Origin of the sequence: Pseudomonas helvetica (genome assembly GCF_039908645.1) — a bacterium.
GTDB lineage: Bacteria > Pseudomonadota > Gammaproteobacteria > Pseudomonadales > Pseudomonadaceae > Aquipseudomonas > Aquipseudomonas helvetica.
On the sequence record NZ_CP150917.1, the window covers coordinates 2404060 to 2421116 of the forward strand.

Here is a 17057-nt window from a genome sequence, read left to right on the forward strand (position 1 = left end):
TGTGGCCTGGCGCAGTTCAAAAGGAATTGATCATTAACAAGCATCTGTATCGGATCATTTTCAACAAGGCGCGTGGCCTGTTGATGGTGGTTGCCGAAAATGTGAGCAGCGGTTCGAAATCAGCCGGTGGTAGTGCAACCGGTACAACGTCTGGCGGCGGCTGCGTGGTCCGCCTGACACCCCTGCGTTTTGCCCTGATGGCGGCGCTCGGCCTGATCATGCTGGACGCCTCGTCGGCCCAGGCGGCCGTGGTCGCCGACCCCGGCGCGCCGGCCGCGCAGCAGCCGGGAATCGGGGTGACCGGGAACGGGGTAGCCCAGGTCAACATCACCGCGCCCAGCGCGGGCGGTGTGTCACGCAATACCTATCAACAGTTCGACGTCGATCGGCGTGGCGTGATCCTCAATAACTCGGCGACCAGCACTCAGACCCAGCTGGGCGGCTGGGTGGACGCCAATCCGGCGTTGGGTCGTGGCACGGCGCGGGTGATCCTCAACGAAGTCAATTCAAGCAATCCGAGCCAGCTCAACGGCTATGTCGAAGTGGCGGGGGCCCGGGCGCAGGTGGTGATCGCCAACCCGTCCGGGATCAGCTGTGATGGCTGTGGTTTCATCAACGCCAATCGCTCGACCCTCACCACTGGCAGGGCGCAGTTCGAGAACGGAGTACTGCAGGGTTATCAAGTCGACGGCGGCAAGATAACCGTCAACGGTGCCGGGATGGATACGCGTGACAGCGATTACACCGAAGTCATCGCGCGCACCGTCGAGGTCAACGCGGGCATCTGGGCCAAGGACTTGAACATCCAGGCCGGCAAGACCAGCGCCGACAACGGCGCAGCGGGCACGCCGGTGGTCGGCATTGATGTCGCGCAACTGGGCGGTATGTATGCCGGCAAGATCGTCCTGGTGGGCAATGGGGCGGGTGTCGGGGTACGCAATGCCGGGCAAATCGGCGCCAGTGTCGGCGATGTGGTCATCCGGGCAGACGGGCGTCTGGAAAACAGCGGGCAGATCAGCAGTGCCGGTTCGACCACGGTCGAGACAGGCACCGGAGTCCAGAACAGTGGCACGCTGTACGCCAAGGGCGACCTGACGCTCAATACCTCGTCCGACCTCGACAACAGCGGTATCGTGTCCGCCCAGGGCAATACCCGGGTGACGGTTGCGAACCTGCGCAGCTCCAGCGGCTCGACCCTGGCCGGCGGGGTACGCAATGCCGGGCAGATCGGCGCCGGTGTCGGTGATGTGGTCATCCGTGCAGACGGGCGTCTTGAAAACAGCGGGCAGATCAGCAGTGCCGGTTCGACCACGGTCGAGGCCGGCACCGGAGTCCAGAACAGCGGCACGCTGTACGCCAAGGGCGACCTGACGATCAATACCTCGGCCGACCTCGACAACAGCGGTATGGTGGCCGCCCAGGGCAATACCCGGGTGACGGTTGCGAACCTGCGCAGCACCAGCGGCTCGACCCTGGCCGGCGGGGTCGACAGCAGTGGCAAGCTGGGTCAGACCGGCGGATTGACCCTGGACGCTTCGGGCCAGCTCAGCGCCCACGGGCAGAATATCGCCGCCGAGAGTTTGCAGGCCCAGGCAGGGGCCCTCGACTTGAGCGACAGTCAGACCTCCGCTGCCCAAGTGACGCTCACCAGCCGCCAGGGTGATGTCGATGTCAGCCGCGCGCGCGTGGCCGCAAAGGGCACGCTGACCGCCACTGCTGCGAAGGTTTTGCGCACCGATGGCGCCAAAGTCAGTGCGGCTCAAGTGGGGATCAAGGCCGGTCAGTTGTCCAACGTGAAAGGCGAAGTCCTGCAGAGCGGCCTTTCACTCACGAGCATTGATTTGCAGGGAGCACTGGATAACAGTCAAGGTGTGATCGCCAGTCAGGGCGCACTGAAAGTCACCGCCGCCTCGCTGAACAACTACCAAGGCAGCCTCGGTTCGGTGAAGTCGAGCCTGACACTGACGGCCACGAACGGCTTGGTGGACAACAGTAGCGGTCACCTTGAGGCGCTGCAATCGATCGCGCTGGTCTCGGGCCAGTTGCTCAACACCGCAGGCTTCGTCGGTGCCGGGCAGGCCCTGGACATCAGAGCGGGGACCATCGGCAATGGCGGCGCCGGGCAACTACAGAGCGGTACCAGTACGACAATCGTGGGTGCCAGCCTCGACAATCACGGTGGACGCATCGAAGCGCTGGGCGACCTCACGTTCACTATCGACGGCAAGCTCGATAACAGCAGCGGTCTGATTCGCACCGGTGCTGATCTGCTGATGACAGCGGCGCAGATCGACAACGCGGGCACCCAAGGCCTGGATCAAGGTATTGGAGGGCGCACTCTCACCCTTACCGCCGATCAGTTGGGCAACCAGGGCGGCTCGATCATTGCCGATCAGGCACTGACCTTGACCGGAAGCGGTGTGGTGAACAACCAGTCCGGGAAGATCTCGGCCGGTACTCAGTTTTTGCTGACTGACCGTAACCTGGCGGCTAAAACCCAAACCGTGAGCAACCAGGGCGGCACCTTGGTCGCCGGACGCTCGTTGACGCTCAACAGCGCCAGCTATAGCGGCAGCGGTCAGGCCTTGAGCCTGGGTGATCTGTCCTTCACGCTTAATGGCGATTACGTCAACACCGGCCTGCTGCAGGCCAATGGCAACCTGACACTGGCAACCACGGGGCTACTGAGCAACCAGGCCAGCTTGCAGGCGGGTAACCTGCTGACGCTGTCGGCCCGGCAAATCGATAACGCCGCGGTCGGTGTGATCAGTGCCCCACAGGTACAACTGAGTGCCAGCCAGTCGCTGGTCAACCGCGGCCTGATCGACGGCCAGTCCACCCGGCTGAGTGCGCCCACCCTGAGCAACCTGGGTACCGGGCGAATCTACGGTGACCAGCTGTCGCTGGCAGCGGGCACGCTGACCAATACCGTCGAAAACGGCACGGCGGCGGTGATTGCCGCCCGCGTACGGCTGGATATCGGTGCGCAATACCTGAACAACAGCGAACACGGGTTGATCTTCAGTGTCGGTGACATGGCCATCGGTGGGGCGCTGGACAGCGCCTACCAGGCCACCGGTCAAGCCCGCGAACTCAATAACGCCAGCGCGACCATCGAGGCCCTCGGCGGCCTGACGTTGAACGCAGCTTCTGTGCGCAACACCAACGAACACTTCTCGACACGCGAGGTCGAGGTCTCGCGCCAGGCGCTGCAACAGTATCAATTGACCGGCTCGGTCAATCGCTACGATCCGAATCAGATTTCGACCTATAACAACGAAGTCGACATTCTGGTGACACCCGAAGGTAGTAATGACGACTGGAACCGCTACAACCTGACCCGTGTCGTGACCCAAACCCAGATTGCCAGTTCCGATCCCGGGCAAATACTCGCCGGCGGCAATCTGCGCATCAACGCCGACCAGATCCTCAACGACAAGAGTCGGATCATCGCCGGTGGCGCGTTGCAAGCCAGCGCCAACAGCCTGACCAACACCGAAGTCGCCGGACAGCAGGTCACCACGGACAGCGGCGCACTCGAACACTTTTATCGCATCCAGCGCAAAGGCCGCGACCGTCAGGGGATCGACTCTGCCGCCTACAACCCGGCGCCCAGCGTGCAGGCCATTTCCTTGCAACCGACGGTCTATAAACAGAACACCGCCCCGCAAGGCAGTGGCACCCAGCTCGCCAGCCTGAGTCTTGGGAAGGTGGGCGCTAGCGAGGTGTCCAGCCGCACGATCACTGCACCCAGCCTCACGCCGATCAGCGAGGTACTGGCCAACGCCACCAACAACGTCGGTGGCGTGGCAGAGCGCATTCTCACTGGCGGGGTGAACATCGCCTTGCCGGACAACGCACTGTTTCGGTCGATGCCCAGCAGCACCTCCGGCTATCTGATCGAGACCGATCCGCGCTTCACCAACTATGCCAAATGGCTGTCTTCGGATTACATGCTCGGCAGGCTGAACCTGAACCCGGCGGCGACCCAGCAACGCATGGGTGATGGTTTCTATGAGCAGAAGTTGATTCGCGAGCAGGTGGCGCAACTGACCGGTCGCCGTTTCGTCGACGGCTATGCCAACGACGAAGCGCAGTACCGAGGCCTGATCGACAACGCCGTCACCTACGCCAATAGCTGGAAGCTGATTCCCGGTGTGGCTCTGAGCGCCGAACAGATGGCCCAGTTGACCAGCGATATCGTCTGGTTGGTGGCCAAGAATGTCACCTTGGCCAGTGGCGAAGTACGCAGCGTGCTGGTACCGCAGGTGTATGTGCGGGTCCGTGATGGTGACATCAACGGTGCGGGCGGGTTGATGGCCGGGCAACAACTGAACCTGAACGTGACGGGCAATCTGGTCAACAGCGCGAGCTTGTCGGGACGTCGAGTGGTCGCGATCAAGGCGGACACGCTCAATAACCTGGAAGGGCGCATTCAAGGCAGCGCCGTCAGCCTTGATGCGACGCAGGACCTGAACAATCTCGGTGGTCAGATCGCCGCCGACAAGAGCCTGATGGTCAGTGCCGGGCGTGATCTGAATGTGCGGTCCAGCACGATCACCACGCACAGTGCGCAGGGCGGCCAGACCAACCTGTCGCGGGTCGCGGGTTTGTTCGTTTCCGATCCGGCGGCCAGCCTGATGGCCACTGCCGGACGTGACATCAACCTGCAGGGGGCGCAGGTGGCCAATAGCGGTAGCGCCGGTGTCACCAGTCTGTCCGCCGGTCGTGACCTGAACCTGACGACGGTCATCGAGAGCCGCGACCAGAGCAACCACTGGGACAAAGACAACTGGCGTACCGAAACCAGCCGTAGCGAGAGTGGCAGCAGCCTTAAGACCCAGGGCGACCTGGGTCTTCGTGCCGGCAACGACCTCAACGCGCGTGCCGCCAGCCTCAGCAGCACCGCCGGTGCGGTGATTGCCCAGGCGGCGCGGGATGTCAACCTGACGGCCGGCGAGAACGCGCGCAGCGCCGACGAAGCGCACAAGGTCAAAGGCAGCAATGGCTTCCTTTCCAGCAAAACCACGACCACCCGCGACTCCACCAGTGAAACCACAGCCCAGGGCTCGCACCTCGATGCGCAGCAACTGGCGGTTCAGGCCGGTCGCAACCTGGTGGTTCAAGGTAGCCAAGTGGTCGCGGAAAAAGGCGCGGCGCAGCTCCAGGCCGGCAACGATATTTCGATTATCGCCGCGGTCGACAGCACGCAGACTCGCCACGACAAAGACAGCAACAGCCGCAGCCTGGGTGGATTCAAGGCCAGTAAAGTGACCGACAAGGTCAACGAAAGCCGGACCACGGCGGTCGGCAGCCTGGTCTCCGGCAACAGCGTCGATGTCCACGCAGGGCAAGACGGACTGGTCCGCGGCTCGTCACTGGTGAGCACCGCGGACCTCTCGGTGAGTGCGGGGCGCGATCTGCAGATCGATGCGGCACAAAACACCTTCAGCCGCGACGAACTGCACAAGGAAAAGAACCACGACTTCACCGGCGTTCTGACGGGGAACAAGCTGGGCCTCGATGACATGACCGGCAACCAGCACCTGTCCACCAGCAGCCAGAACCATACCGGTGACGCCTCGGAAACCACCTTGACCGGCAGCACCCTCGGTTCCAGTGCCGGCAACGTGTCGCTCAATGCCGGTCGCACGCTCGGCGTGACCGCCAGTGACCTGGTCAGCACCCAGAGCATGAGCCTGACCGGTGCCAACGTGACGATTGCCGCCGGTATGGCAAGCGCGAGTCAGAACAGCACCGACGAGAGCCGCAGCCTGGCGGTGGGGCGAGTGGTGGGCGGCACGGTGATCGATAGCATCAACACCATGCGTAGCGCGATCAAGGCCGCGAACAGCGCGGACGATCCTCGACTCAAGGCTGTGAAGTGGGCGCAGGCGGCGTTGGCGGGTTACAACCTGGGGGGCGCCTCGTCGGATGCCTACGATGGTCGGTCGGGCTATGCGGATAAGAAAGGCGGTTCCGGCAGCAATGGTTCGTTGATCAAGATCGGCACCGAGCTGGCGAGCACTCACAACACCAGCACCAGCGAGTACGACAGCCAGACCGCCAAACAAAGCTCGCTCACGGCCGGTAAAACCCTGACGATCATCGCCGATGGCAGCGCGCCGGGAACGGCGGGTGATATTCACGTCATTGGCAGTAGCCTGAAAGCCGCCGATACGCTGTTGCAGGCAAAAAACAACCTCACCCTGGAAAGTGCGCAGAGCACCGCAAACTGGGCCAACGACAGCAATAACGACCGAACCGCCATTGGCGTCAGTTTCAATATCGGCGAACAGAATGGCTTCACCCTCGATTTGGGCGCGTCCATCGCCAAGAGCATGGGTACCGGCGATTCGGTCACCCAGGTCAACAGCACGCTGGATACCGGTTCACTGGTCCTGCGCAGTGGACAGGACACCACCCTGGCTGGCGCGCAGGTCCGGGCGCAGAGCATCAAGGCGGATATCGGCGGCAACCTCACTATCACCTCGCGCCAGGACAGCGAGACGCAGAAGAGCGAGCAGGGCAGTGCCGGTTTCGGCGGCAGTATTTGCATTCCGCCGTTCTGCTACGGCGCGCCCGTGACGGCTTCCGCCAGCCTGGCCGCCGGCAACATGAACAGCAACTACAAGGCGGTGACGGATCAGAGCGGTCTGTTCGCCGGGGCAGGTGGTTACAACATTCATGTCGGCGACAAGACCACGCTGCAAGGCGCGGTGATTGCCAGTGAGGCGTCTGCGGACAAGAACCTGCTGGACACGAATCGGTTGATTGTCAGTGACATTAAAAACGTCAGCGAGATCACGAGTCAGTCGGCTGGCTTGAGCGTGTCCTATAGCAGTAAATCCGGGTCGACGCTGGGGGGTAGCATTCCGCTGTCGCTGAGCGACTCGGACCACAGCAGCACACGCAGTGCGGTCAGCGAAGGCACGATAGTCGTGCGTAGCGCCGAGGGCGCGAATGATCTGGTCGGACTCAATCGCGATACCGCGAACGCCAATCAGAAGCTGGACAAGCCTGACCAGAAGGCGATGCAGGAGCGAATCGACCTTATTCAAAGCACCGTGCAATTGGCCACCGGCATCGTAGGCGCGGTGGCCAAAGCCAAGGCGGATACTGCGAATAAATTGGCAGAAGAGGCGAAAACGGACGCGAAGGTAGCGCCGGCGGCGAACGCGGCTGCGGCAGAGGCGGTCAGTTGGAACATTGGTGGTGACAAGCGGCTTATGGCCGACATTGCCACGGGCCTGATCGCTGCTGGATTGGGGGGAGTGGGAGGGGCGACGGCGGTGGGTATCGTGGCCAATACCACGGCAGCAGATACCTATAAGGCGATCGGCGACTACGCCGATCAGCGCGAATTCGAAGCCACTGACAGCGTGGTCAAAAAGGCCTGGGGCGAAGGCGGAGCGGCGCGAATCCTGCTGCATACCCTGGCAGGCGCTACGCAGGGGTTGTCCAGTGGCAATGCGCTTGCCGGCGCACAGGGTGCGGCAGCGTCGGCGACGTTTATGCCGATGGTGGACAAGGCGCTGAAAGACAGCAGCGTCAAGGAAAGCGAGCGCAACTCACTTGCTACCTTGATCTCGGCTGGGGTTGGTGCGGCCGCCGCCTCGGGAGGCAATCTGGGCGGGCAAGTGACGGCGGCGATCACCGGCAACGCCGTGGATGCCTACAATCGCCAGTTGCACCCGAAAGAAATCCCCCTGCTCAAAAATGAAGCGCCTGCGTTGGCGCTGGCGGCAGGTATTAGTGTGGAAGAAGCGGAGACCCGTCTGGGCCGGGCATTGGCTTACTACACCGATGCTGGCTGGCATAGCTTGCTCAGCAGCAAGGGCTTGCCGCCGGATCAAACCACCCTGACATACCTGGGGCGGGCACTGGCACCGCTGGGCAGCACCTATGACCCAGGCCCGACGACGGGCGACGTGCCCGTTCTCACCTCGGCCAACAAGACCTATACCCCTGATGAAACCCTGAGTCTTGTGCAGAATTATCAGCTCACTCATTCCGCAGCGTATGCGGACAATAAGATTAACCTGAGCTACCTGAGACCGATAGCGGAGCTCGATCCGGGGCAAACCGAGGCGATCGATTTCTACAACGAGCGCTTGAATCTCAAGGAAGGGGCTAATATCCGGCAGGTTCTCAGCGCCGGTCTTTACAGCGCCAGCGGTGATGTCGTAGGCCAAGGGCAGGCGCTGGCCGGTATCGCTGAAGGTATCTTTTCGCTGGGCAAAAGCTTGGTCACTCACCCCGTCGATACCTCCGATCAGATTGCCAATGGTCTGGTCGTGATGGCTTCGCGTCCTGGCGAACTGGTAAGCGGGCTTTGGAATGAGGGCCAAGAGACCTATGGGCTCGCCAAGCTTTACGAGCTGCAGGATGACCCCTACGCCAGCGCTGCGTTGAAGGCCAAGTATAAAGCCGAGTGGGCGGCGAGCATGTTTCCGGTCAGCCGGGTGAGCAATCTTGCGAAGATTGGCAACCTTGCTAAGCTGGGCGACGAGTTGGTTGTGGCTGGGCGGGGGATAGATGATGTAAAAGGGGCCGCAGATGCGTTCACGGGGCAGGTTGCAGGTAACGTTGGGGACTTTAGTAGCGGGCTAGGGGCAAGGAGTGTAGGAGAAACGGCAGAGGTTGCTGCAAAAGATACAGCGAAGTTTTTTGAACTTGCTACTGCAGATGACTTGGCTTTAACTAGAGCAAAGTATAATTTGCCAGATGGAAACACGATAGGTGTCGCTAGAACGGATATTCCTGGGTTTGAATCAGAGGTTATCGAAGGCCTTTCACCAGTACTACGTCGTAATTCTGGGCTGCCAAGCCTAGATGACCTATACGGAGAGGCAAGAGTAATTAAGTCGCCCTATAACAACCCGCTATTTACTCGGCATGCGGAAGAAGATCTGTTTAATAATGTGGCTAATAAAATTGACAGGCAAGGACTAACATCTGTCCAATTAGATGGCCGGGTTGTGGATGTGAAGATTTCTAATGCAAGTGGTATCTGCAATAAGTGTAGTGCAGGCTTAACTGGGAATAGTGACCTGAATGGAGTGGTTAAACAGTTCAGTGAGCGTTATCCTACCCTTCTGCTAAGAGTTACAGCTGAGGGGGGGGCAGCAATGCCAAATCGTCTAACAGTGCTGGTTAAAGGTGGGAGAATAGTTAATGGACAATAAAGAGACTCTTGAGGTCATTGACAGTATGGTGTGGGTGAAGAAAGCCTCAATTTTTCTTTTGTTGCTTGATTATGCCCTGCGTAATCTTGACTCGGCGAGTAGTACGCAAGAAAGATGTCAGGAGGCAGTTAATAGATGTTGGCTATGGCTGTCTGATCGAGCGCTCAGTGCTGATGAATTAGCATATTACCTAGACTCCGATGAAATGCAGAGCGGGCCGATGGCAGAAGAAAATTTTGCATCTGAAAGCGTAGAGCAAAATAGTTTAATTTTGATTTTGTTGGTAATAGGTTTTATTGCTAATAAGGCCTATAAGGTTGCAGGACTACAAGAGCAAATGTCTGAGCCTATATGTGAGGCGGACGAGAGTTCTTCTGTATATATCGTTGATTATATTGGTCGGATAGGTTTGTCTGGTGTGTTGAGTGTTTATCTATCTGCTAAAACTGAGCTTTGATATAGTTAGACTTCTTAGGGGTAGATCACAGGGATAAGGTGCAAAAGGCGCAGGCACATCTCTAGAGCGAGGTCTTGCCTACGAGAACCCATCGAACCTTATCCAAAATCGTGTAAGTGAAATTCAGTCACAAATACCTGCAAACTCCCAGGGCCGAATAACTATGGGTGTTGCTGTTGTGGAGGATGCGAATGGTATTCGCTCTGTTCTAGTCAGTACTAGCGAGCCTCGTGGTTATCTTCGCCCTGGAGTGAGTTTGCAAGAAGGCGAGAAAGTAGTAGTTGGAACTGGTCACGCAGAGGCCGACATTGTTAGTTATGCCAGTGCTAACGGATTGAAAGTTGTTGATGTTGGTGCGACGAGACCAGTCTGCGCTTCATGTCAGAATGTAATTGAGCCTACAGGGGCCAACGTGTCAATGCCATTAAAACCACTACCAAAGGCTAAGCAATGATTATGCGTTTAGAAACGGTTGAAAAAGGCCTTGTAGAAAGGCTGAAAACAGCTAGCCAAGAACAGCAACGAAGTGCGGTCAGGGTTGCTTGTGAGCTTGCTTTTCAGGCGGTTTCAGTAGGTATGCCTATTGTTGTTGACTCCCTTGAGCAACTACGTTGCGGGGGTAAACTGACGGTTGAACAGATATCTGAGTTAGATAGTTTGGCTGCAAAGTTAGATGAGCAATACTTTGACTTGCAAGACAGGTTGGATGATGAGCAGGGCTTAGATGTAGCTGCCCTTCAACTGTTTAGCCAGGCGCGGGCTGTATCGACGCTGTCCTTAGCCGGCGGAGAAGATTCTCTTATGGCAGCGGCGGAAGCAATATATGAGGCATCATCAGCTATTGATGATGGAACAGGTATTTTTGAAGCTGTGCTTTTGGTTTTGTCAGAACCCTAATCTGAGGCTGTTTTGTGCGGTATAGCCTTTTAGCTGCTGGCCCCAGCATTAGATCTACTACGCCTGCGTCGTGCTTCTTTCAGCAGCTCGACCAGTTGCTCAGTCATGGCCAATAGGAAGGATCCCCAGACGATGGTGACCTAAAAGGGGGCGGATTCTGAGGAATCCCCACAAATCTACTCCAAAACTTGCGCCTGTTGACATACCTCGTCTCGTAACGCGTGCTCAAGTCTCTCCAAGGTTTTTCGAGAGTTTGAGCCGCGCCCGCTGTGCCAGTAAAACAGCGAGCGTTCCGCCTGTAGATGGTGATTGCCCAGCAGCCGATCCACTCGTTTGATGGCATGTTTGGGATAGGCCCGGCCCGGCATGAAACGCCCAAGTCCTGTCAGAGTGAGCCGACGACCTTGGAGCAATGCGCCGACACAACACATCAACGTTTTCAGACGGCGAGAATGGACAGCGGGAAGTGCTTGCGCGAGCGCGCCGTGTAAAAATCGGATGGCCTGCATGGGATCGGGATCTCGTTTTTGTGTGGTGCAATACAAGCTGCCGACCCGTGCAGGTCTCTTCAATTCCTAACGTCTTGATTTGTTGTAAGAAAAAGCAGGGTTTTCTCAGAATCCGTCCCCTTTCGGTCAGACGGGCTGGTGCGCGGCTCGTCACTGGTGAGCACCGCGGACCTCTCGGTGAGCGCGGGGCGCGACCTGCAGATCGACGCGGCGCAAAACACCTTCAGTCGCGACGAACTGCACAAGGAAAAGAACCACGACTTCACCGGCGTGTTGACGGGGAACAAGCTGGGCCTCGATGACATGACCGGCAACCAGCATTTGTCCACCAGCAGCCAGAACCATACCGGTGACTCCTCGGAAACCACCTTGACCGGCAGCACCCTCGGTTCCAGTGCCGGCAATGTGTCGCTCAACGCTGGTCGCACGCTCGGGGTGACCGCCAGCGACCTGGTCAGCACCCAGAGCATGAGCCTGACCGGTGCCAATGTGACCCTCGCCGCCGGTATGGCAAGCGCGAGTCAGAACAGCACCGACGAGAGCCGCAGCCTGGCGGTGGGGCGAGTGGTGGGCGGCATGGTGATCGATAGCATCAACACCATGCGTAGCGCGATCAAAGCCGCGAACAGCGCGGATGATCCTCGACTCAAGGCGGTGAAGTGGGCGCAGGCGGCGTTGGCGGGTTACAACCTGGGGGGCGCGTCGTCGGATGCCTACGATGGTCGGTCGGGCTATGCGGATAAGAAAGGCGGTTCCGGCAGCAATGGCTCGTTGATCAAGATCGGCACCGAACTGGCGAGCACCCACAACACCAGCACCAGCGAATACGACAGCCAGACCGCCAAGCAAAGCTCGCTCACGGCCGGTAAAACCCTGACGATCATCGCCGATGGCAGCGCGCCGGGAATGGCGGGCGATATTCATGTCATCGGCAGTAGCCTGAAAGCGGCCGATACGCTGTTGCAGGCGAAGAACAACATCACCCTGGAAAGCGCGCAGAGCACCGCGAAGTGGGCCAACGACAGCAATAACGACAGAACCGCCATTGGTGTCAGTTTCAATATCGGCGAACAGAATGGCTTCACCCTCGACCTGGGCGCGTCCATCGCCAAGAGCATGGGCACCGGCGATTCGGTCACCCAGGTCAACAGCACGCTGGATACCGGCTCGCTGGTCCTGCGCAGTGGACAGGACACCACCCTGGCTGGCGCGCAGGTCCGGGCGCAGAGCATCAAGGCGGATATTGGCGGCAACCTCACTATCACCTCGCGCCAAGACAGCGAGACCCAGAAGAGCGAGCAGGGCAGTGCCGGTTTCGGTGGGAGCATTTGCATTCCGCCGTTCTGCTACGGCTCGCCCGTGACGGCTTCCGCCAGCCTGGCCGCCGGCAACATGAACAGCAACTACGAGGCCGTGACGGATCAGAGCGGGCTGTTCGCCGGGGCGGGTGGTTACAACATTCATGTCGGCGACAAGACCACGCTGCAAGGCGCGGTGATTGCCAGTGAGGCGTCTGCGGACAAGAACCTGCTGGACACGAATCGGTTGATTGTCAGTGACATTAAAAACGTCAGCGAGATCACGAGTCAGTCGGCTGGCTTGAGCGTGTCCTATAGCAGTAAATCCGGGTCGACGCTGGGGGGTAGCATTCCGCTGTCGCTGAGCGACTCGGACCACAGCAGCACACGCAGTGCGGTCAGCGAAGGCACGATAGTCGTGCGTAGCGCCGAGGGCGCGAATGATCTGGTCGGACTCAATCGCGATACCGCGAACGCCAATCAGAAGCTGGACAAGCCTGACCAGAAGGCGATGCAGGAGCGAATCGACCTTATTCAAAGCACCGTGCAACTGGCCACCGGCATCGTAGGCGCGGTGGCCAAAGCCAAGTCGGATGCTGCGAATAATCTGGTAAAAGAGGCGAAAGAGTCGAAAGAGGGGATGTCGGATGCGCAGCTAGCGGCCGCGAACGCGGCTGCGGCAGATGCGGCCAGTTGGAACATTGGTGGCGACAAGCGGCTTATGGCCGATATTGCCACGGGCCTGATCGCTGCTGGATTGGGTGGGGCGGGAGGCGCGACAGCGGTGGGGATCGTGGCCAATACCACGGCGGCGGATACCTTCAATAAGATTGGCGACTATGCAGAGACGCAGAAACGCAATGCGACGGATGACGCAACTAGAGCCGCCTGGGCTGAAGGTGGTGCTGCGCGGGTGCTGTTGCATGCATTGGCGGGTGCTGCGATGGGGTTGTCGAGTGGCAGTGCCACAAGCGGTGCTTTGGGGGCAGGCGCTTCGGCTGCATTGATGCCTGCTATCGCTGATACCGTGGGTAAAAGCGAAATCAAAGACAAGGATCAGGATGCGTTGATAACCATGATCGCTGCAGGATTGGGCGCATCAGTGGGGACGAGTAATGGGATAACAGGGGCTGTTGTTGCGGGTAATAGCGCGGCTGGGGTAGACGCTTTTAACCGCCGATTACACCCAGATCAGGAAATTCCTCTGCTGAAGGAAAAGGCAGCAGAACTGGAAAAAAACAAAGTTACTGAGTCGGGTGCTCGATGGGAAGACCTCCTGTTGATTGCCAGTGGCGCACAGGTGGATGCGGTTGACCGTGTTCGTTTGAAAGCATTGGTGCAGCGGGCCAGCGGAAACGATACTGAGTCCGAAGGGTTTGCGATGGACATGGGCGTTGCCTATGACGTGGTTACTAAACTGGCCGCTCAAAAAATTCCGCTGACCTGGAGCAACGGTCGTCAGATTGTGGCCGATGGTGCACCGGTGTATGCATTCAACTCTACCCCGGCGCAGCTCAAGGACTCCGCGTTGTTCAATGTGTTTGGCTCCTATGGAGAAGTAACGGTCTATGAACAGTGGAAGCAATACGGCCAGGCTCAGACGAGCCAGTACTCCAATGAAATTCCGCGCCAGTTCGATTCTGTTGTAGGTGATGCTGCTGAACGGTTATCGGTTGTGGCTGGGAAGGGGGTGGGGACGGTAAGCGCTTTTGATGATTTTCTTCTTTCGATGGCGGGGGTGAAACCGGGTAAAATTGTCGTTGACGCTGTTTTGGGGGTGTTTGCGAAGAGGCAAGCTGCAGCAGAGGTGGAGCAGCTTGGTGCAAAATGGGCAGCAGATGCGGCAGAGGCTGCTTCCCCCGTAAAAGCTCCGATCGGGACGCCTCCATGGTACAGTTCTCAAGGTCCGTATAGCGTAAAGCTTTCTGGAGACTATACTTCAAAAACGATGGTTTTTAATGGGCAGGTTGCAGGTGACGTTGGGGACTTTAGTAGCGGGCTAGTGGCAAAGAGTGTAGGAGAAACGGCAGAGGTTGGTGCAAAAGCAACTCCATCCGGTTTGGTTTCTGGAGAAACTGGAGTTGTAGGTATTGGTAAGTCTGCGGCTAACGATGCGAGTTTCGATGGTGCAAAAGCATCTGGTCAGATCGACAACCCTCCAGTGAAGAGTGGATGGAAGGTTGGTGATGATGTTTATAATCAAACGGCTAAAGGCAACGACCCCTCCTGGTCTGCTGTTCGGTCTAGGTTTTGGAAAAACGAGGCTGCTGCTCCCAACGCGGCAAATACATATGGTCCAGAGAATCTGGATCGCATGAGTAAAGGACTCGCACCTCAGCGATACAACGCAGATAAAGGGGGTATTGAGTCTATGGAGCTGAGTCACGAGCCCATTCCTGCTCGGGATGGTGGTAAAGACTTTGTTCCTCGTTGGCCGCAAGACCACTCCGCTGTCGATCCATACAGAAAGCCAGGATACTAAGAAATGACAGAAACGCTTTCTTCAGCTTTTCAACGTACACGAGGGGCACCTGTTCAAGTAGGTGAGCGTCTTGTGTACCCGATCTTTCAAAAAAAAATTAAATCAGGTCGAAGCAATTTTTTGGCTCGAAGATTGAAGTCATCCATGCAGCCTGTAGCTGGTTTACGTTTAAAAGTAGTAAAAGGTGAACTGGAGGTAAATGACCAACGTCACTCTGAAATTATTCTATGGGAAGATACTAGCCCGGAGTCTGTTTTTTTTTCGGTGCTATCCAAAACAGATTGCGAATTAAAAATTTGGAATGTATGGCGTGTGAACGATATTGTTCAGGCCTGGGTTGGAAATGCAGGGATGGTAATCAGTGAGGAGGGTCGCATAATAAATTTGGAGTGTAGTGGAGGTACTGAAGCAATAGACTTTTCTACTTTGGTGTTTCAAATAGAGTCTATTGATTAAGATTTACCACTAGGTGCAAAAGCGACAGGAGCGGCGTTAGAGAGCGAGGCGACGGGCTTCTTTGGTCAGCAAAGAAAGTATTGACCTAAAAGGGGGGGCGGATTTGAATAACCTAAAAGGGGACGGATTTATTTTATATGCGTGAGTAAGGTGATAGTCCTGTCAGGTGCATCGAAAATAAATCCATCCCCTTTTAAATTGGAACAAAAAAGTTGAGGCGCAGGCTAAAGCTTTCATTCGGTCCAGTGGTTTCGATAGCATTGTTAGTACTAGGACAAGAACCCCATGAGTGCAGCAGATATAGAACTATGGTTTTATACGTGTCCTGATAAAACTCTATCTATAAATCAGCGACATGCTGAAATCATGGATAGGATGTCTCGGATTGGTGCTCCTTTAGGGTTTGCGGGTCTTGAGCTTCCGGCTACCCCGAGTTGCGGCGACGGGTTAGTTGCTACCTATACAGTTAAACTTCCCATCAGAGGCCTCCGGTGTGTGGGGGGCTATGCGTATCGTGGTGATCGATACATATATGAAGATAGGGCCTCCTATGACGAACACTTGCGGTTTGGATTTAAGATATCAAACAAGGCTGTTGATTATAAACTTGTTGTGAATGAGCACTTACCAAAAGTGATTGAGGCGTTCAAGGGATATAGAGCTCATGTATCCTATGATCTGTATGGTTTGTATTATCAAGGAGGGTTGAACGATGACAATGCGGTTTATAATCAGTTGCGTGAGGACAAAACTTTAGATATTGATGGGCGCAACAATATTTATACGCTATATCCTGCCCAGTTCTGGGATGCAGCCCTTTGTCAGCGTGCTCTAGGCTATGGCCCTGATGAAGTAATTGCACGATTGGAAGGCAAGTGTCGTATGGCGGTACCGCTGATGGGTGGGGTCTATTTAATTCTCAATGATGACCCGAACATGTCCTATGAAATTTTTGTACAAATGAATGAGCAGATCAAGCCGATCTTGGGGCTGGTCTAGTGGGCATATATTGAAGGAAAGGGGTTTATTTGAATTTACGGTCTAAAAGGGGACGGATTTATTTTATATGCGTTAGCAAGGTGATAGTCCTGTCAGGCTCATCGAAAATAAATCCGTCCCCTTTTCGTGTATAAATGGTGGAGCAGTAGCTGCAGCCGTCGGTTGCTATTTTAATTGCGCCACCTTTCCAAGTAGACTTGACATACCGATCCCGGAAAATTCCGGAGTTATGATGATTTATATACCCAAGCTTGAGCAGGTTGGGACGCAGTGGAGGCCACAAAAGTGAGCGAGGAATTAGGATTTTTATCTGAGAAAGTGGCGAGATATGATCTTGTTTTTGTCAAGATTGTTGATGCGCCGCGCCCGCAAGTATTACGGGCGAAAATTGAAAAAATATATACGACAGGGAAAGGGATTGATAGCACCTTCCTTGGTTCAGAGGTTGAGTTCGTTCGATCTGGTGGGACATGGGGAGATATGGCTTTGATTGTGGGGGATCAGGCTATTTTATTTGTTAAATCAATTTCTGGGGAATTGTATGAAAATGCTTGGCGCGGTCATATGGTCGTGGAGGAGATCGAAGGAACTTCATATGCTATATTTCAATATAAGGAGTTGTGGCTAAGGGAGGATATTCCATCTTCGATTAGGGCGTGTTCACGGCAAGACCCCAAACGCCCGTATGCGACGGCGATCCGCTTCGATGTCATGGAAGCTTATTTATCGAGTCTAATTGAAAAGGTGAGTGCTAATGCAAAAAAAATATGA

7 protein-coding genes and 1 pseudogene are annotated in these 17057 nt (G+C 56.6%); 7 read left to right on the forward strand and 1 reads right to left on the reverse strand.

The window, feature by feature from the left end:
* Positions 1-26: 26 nt before the first annotated feature.
* From AABM55_RS11090 to AABM55_RS11100, 3 genes are all read left to right on the forward strand, one after another.
* On the forward strand, positions 27-9188 hold the full coding sequence (locus tag AABM55_RS11090) for a hemagglutinin repeat-containing protein (RefSeq protein WP_347929561.1): 9162 nt from the start codon (positions 27-29) through the stop codon (positions 9186-9188).
* Positions 9178-9645 (forward strand): Imm6 family immunity protein, encoded by a 468-nt coding sequence (locus AABM55_RS11095; RefSeq protein WP_347929562.1) that lies wholly within the window; start codon positions 9178-9180, stop codon positions 9643-9645. The genes AABM55_RS11090 and AABM55_RS11095 overlap by 11 nt, the downstream gene beginning before the upstream one ends.
* Before the next feature lie 450 nt (positions 9646-10095).
* Entirely contained in the window at positions 10096-10542 is a 447-nt protein-coding gene (locus tag AABM55_RS11100; protein ID WP_347929563.1) for a hypothetical protein, read from the forward strand.
* Positions 10543-10814: 272 nt separating this feature from the next.
* Here AABM55_RS11100 and AABM55_RS11105 read toward each other — a convergent pair.
* Positions 10815-11051: pseudogene (locus tag AABM55_RS11105) on the reverse strand (IS4 family transposase); the annotation flags it as partial.
* A 138-nt stretch (positions 11052-11189) separates the two neighbouring features.
* Here AABM55_RS11105 and AABM55_RS11110 point away from each other — a divergent pair.
* From AABM55_RS11110 to AABM55_RS11125, 4 genes are all read left to right on the forward strand, one after another.
* A complete protein-coding gene (locus tag AABM55_RS11110) occupies positions 11190-14831 on the forward strand; it encodes a hemagglutinin repeat-containing protein (protein WP_347929564.1) in 3642 nt (1213 codons plus the stop codon).
* A gap of 3 nt (positions 14832-14834) precedes the next feature.
* Positions 14835-15287, forward strand: a complete 453-nt coding sequence (locus tag AABM55_RS11115; protein ID WP_347929565.1) for a hypothetical protein — start codon at positions 14835-14837, stop codon at positions 15285-15287.
* A 285-nt stretch (positions 15288-15572) separates the two neighbouring features.
* Positions 15573-16286 carry a hypothetical protein gene (locus tag AABM55_RS11120; RefSeq protein ID WP_347929566.1) on the forward strand — a complete coding sequence of 238 codons (714 nt, stop codon included), beginning with the start codon at positions 15573-15575 and terminating at the stop codon, positions 16284-16286.
* Positions 16287-16571: 285 nt separating this feature from the next.
* Positions 16572-17057 carry a hypothetical protein gene (locus AABM55_RS11125; RefSeq protein WP_347929567.1) on the forward strand — a complete coding sequence of 162 codons (486 nt, stop codon included), beginning with the start codon at positions 16572-16574 and terminating at the stop codon, positions 17055-17057.

Coding starts and splice junctions, on each gene's coding strand:
- AABM55_RS11115 (WP_347929565.1), top strand. CDS start 14,835: ATGACAGAAACGCTTTCTTCAGCTTTTCAACGTACACGAGGGGCACCT.
- AABM55_RS11120 (WP_347929566.1), top strand. CDS start 15,573: ATGAGTGCAGCAGATATAGAACTATGGTTTTATACGTGTCCTGATAAA.
- AABM55_RS11095 (WP_347929562.1), top strand. CDS start 9,178: ATGGACAATAAAGAGACTCTTGAGGTCATTGACAGTATGGTGTGGGTG.
- AABM55_RS11100 (WP_347929563.1), top strand. CDS start 10,096: ATGATTATGCGTTTAGAAACGGTTGAAAAAGGCCTTGTAGAAAGGCTG.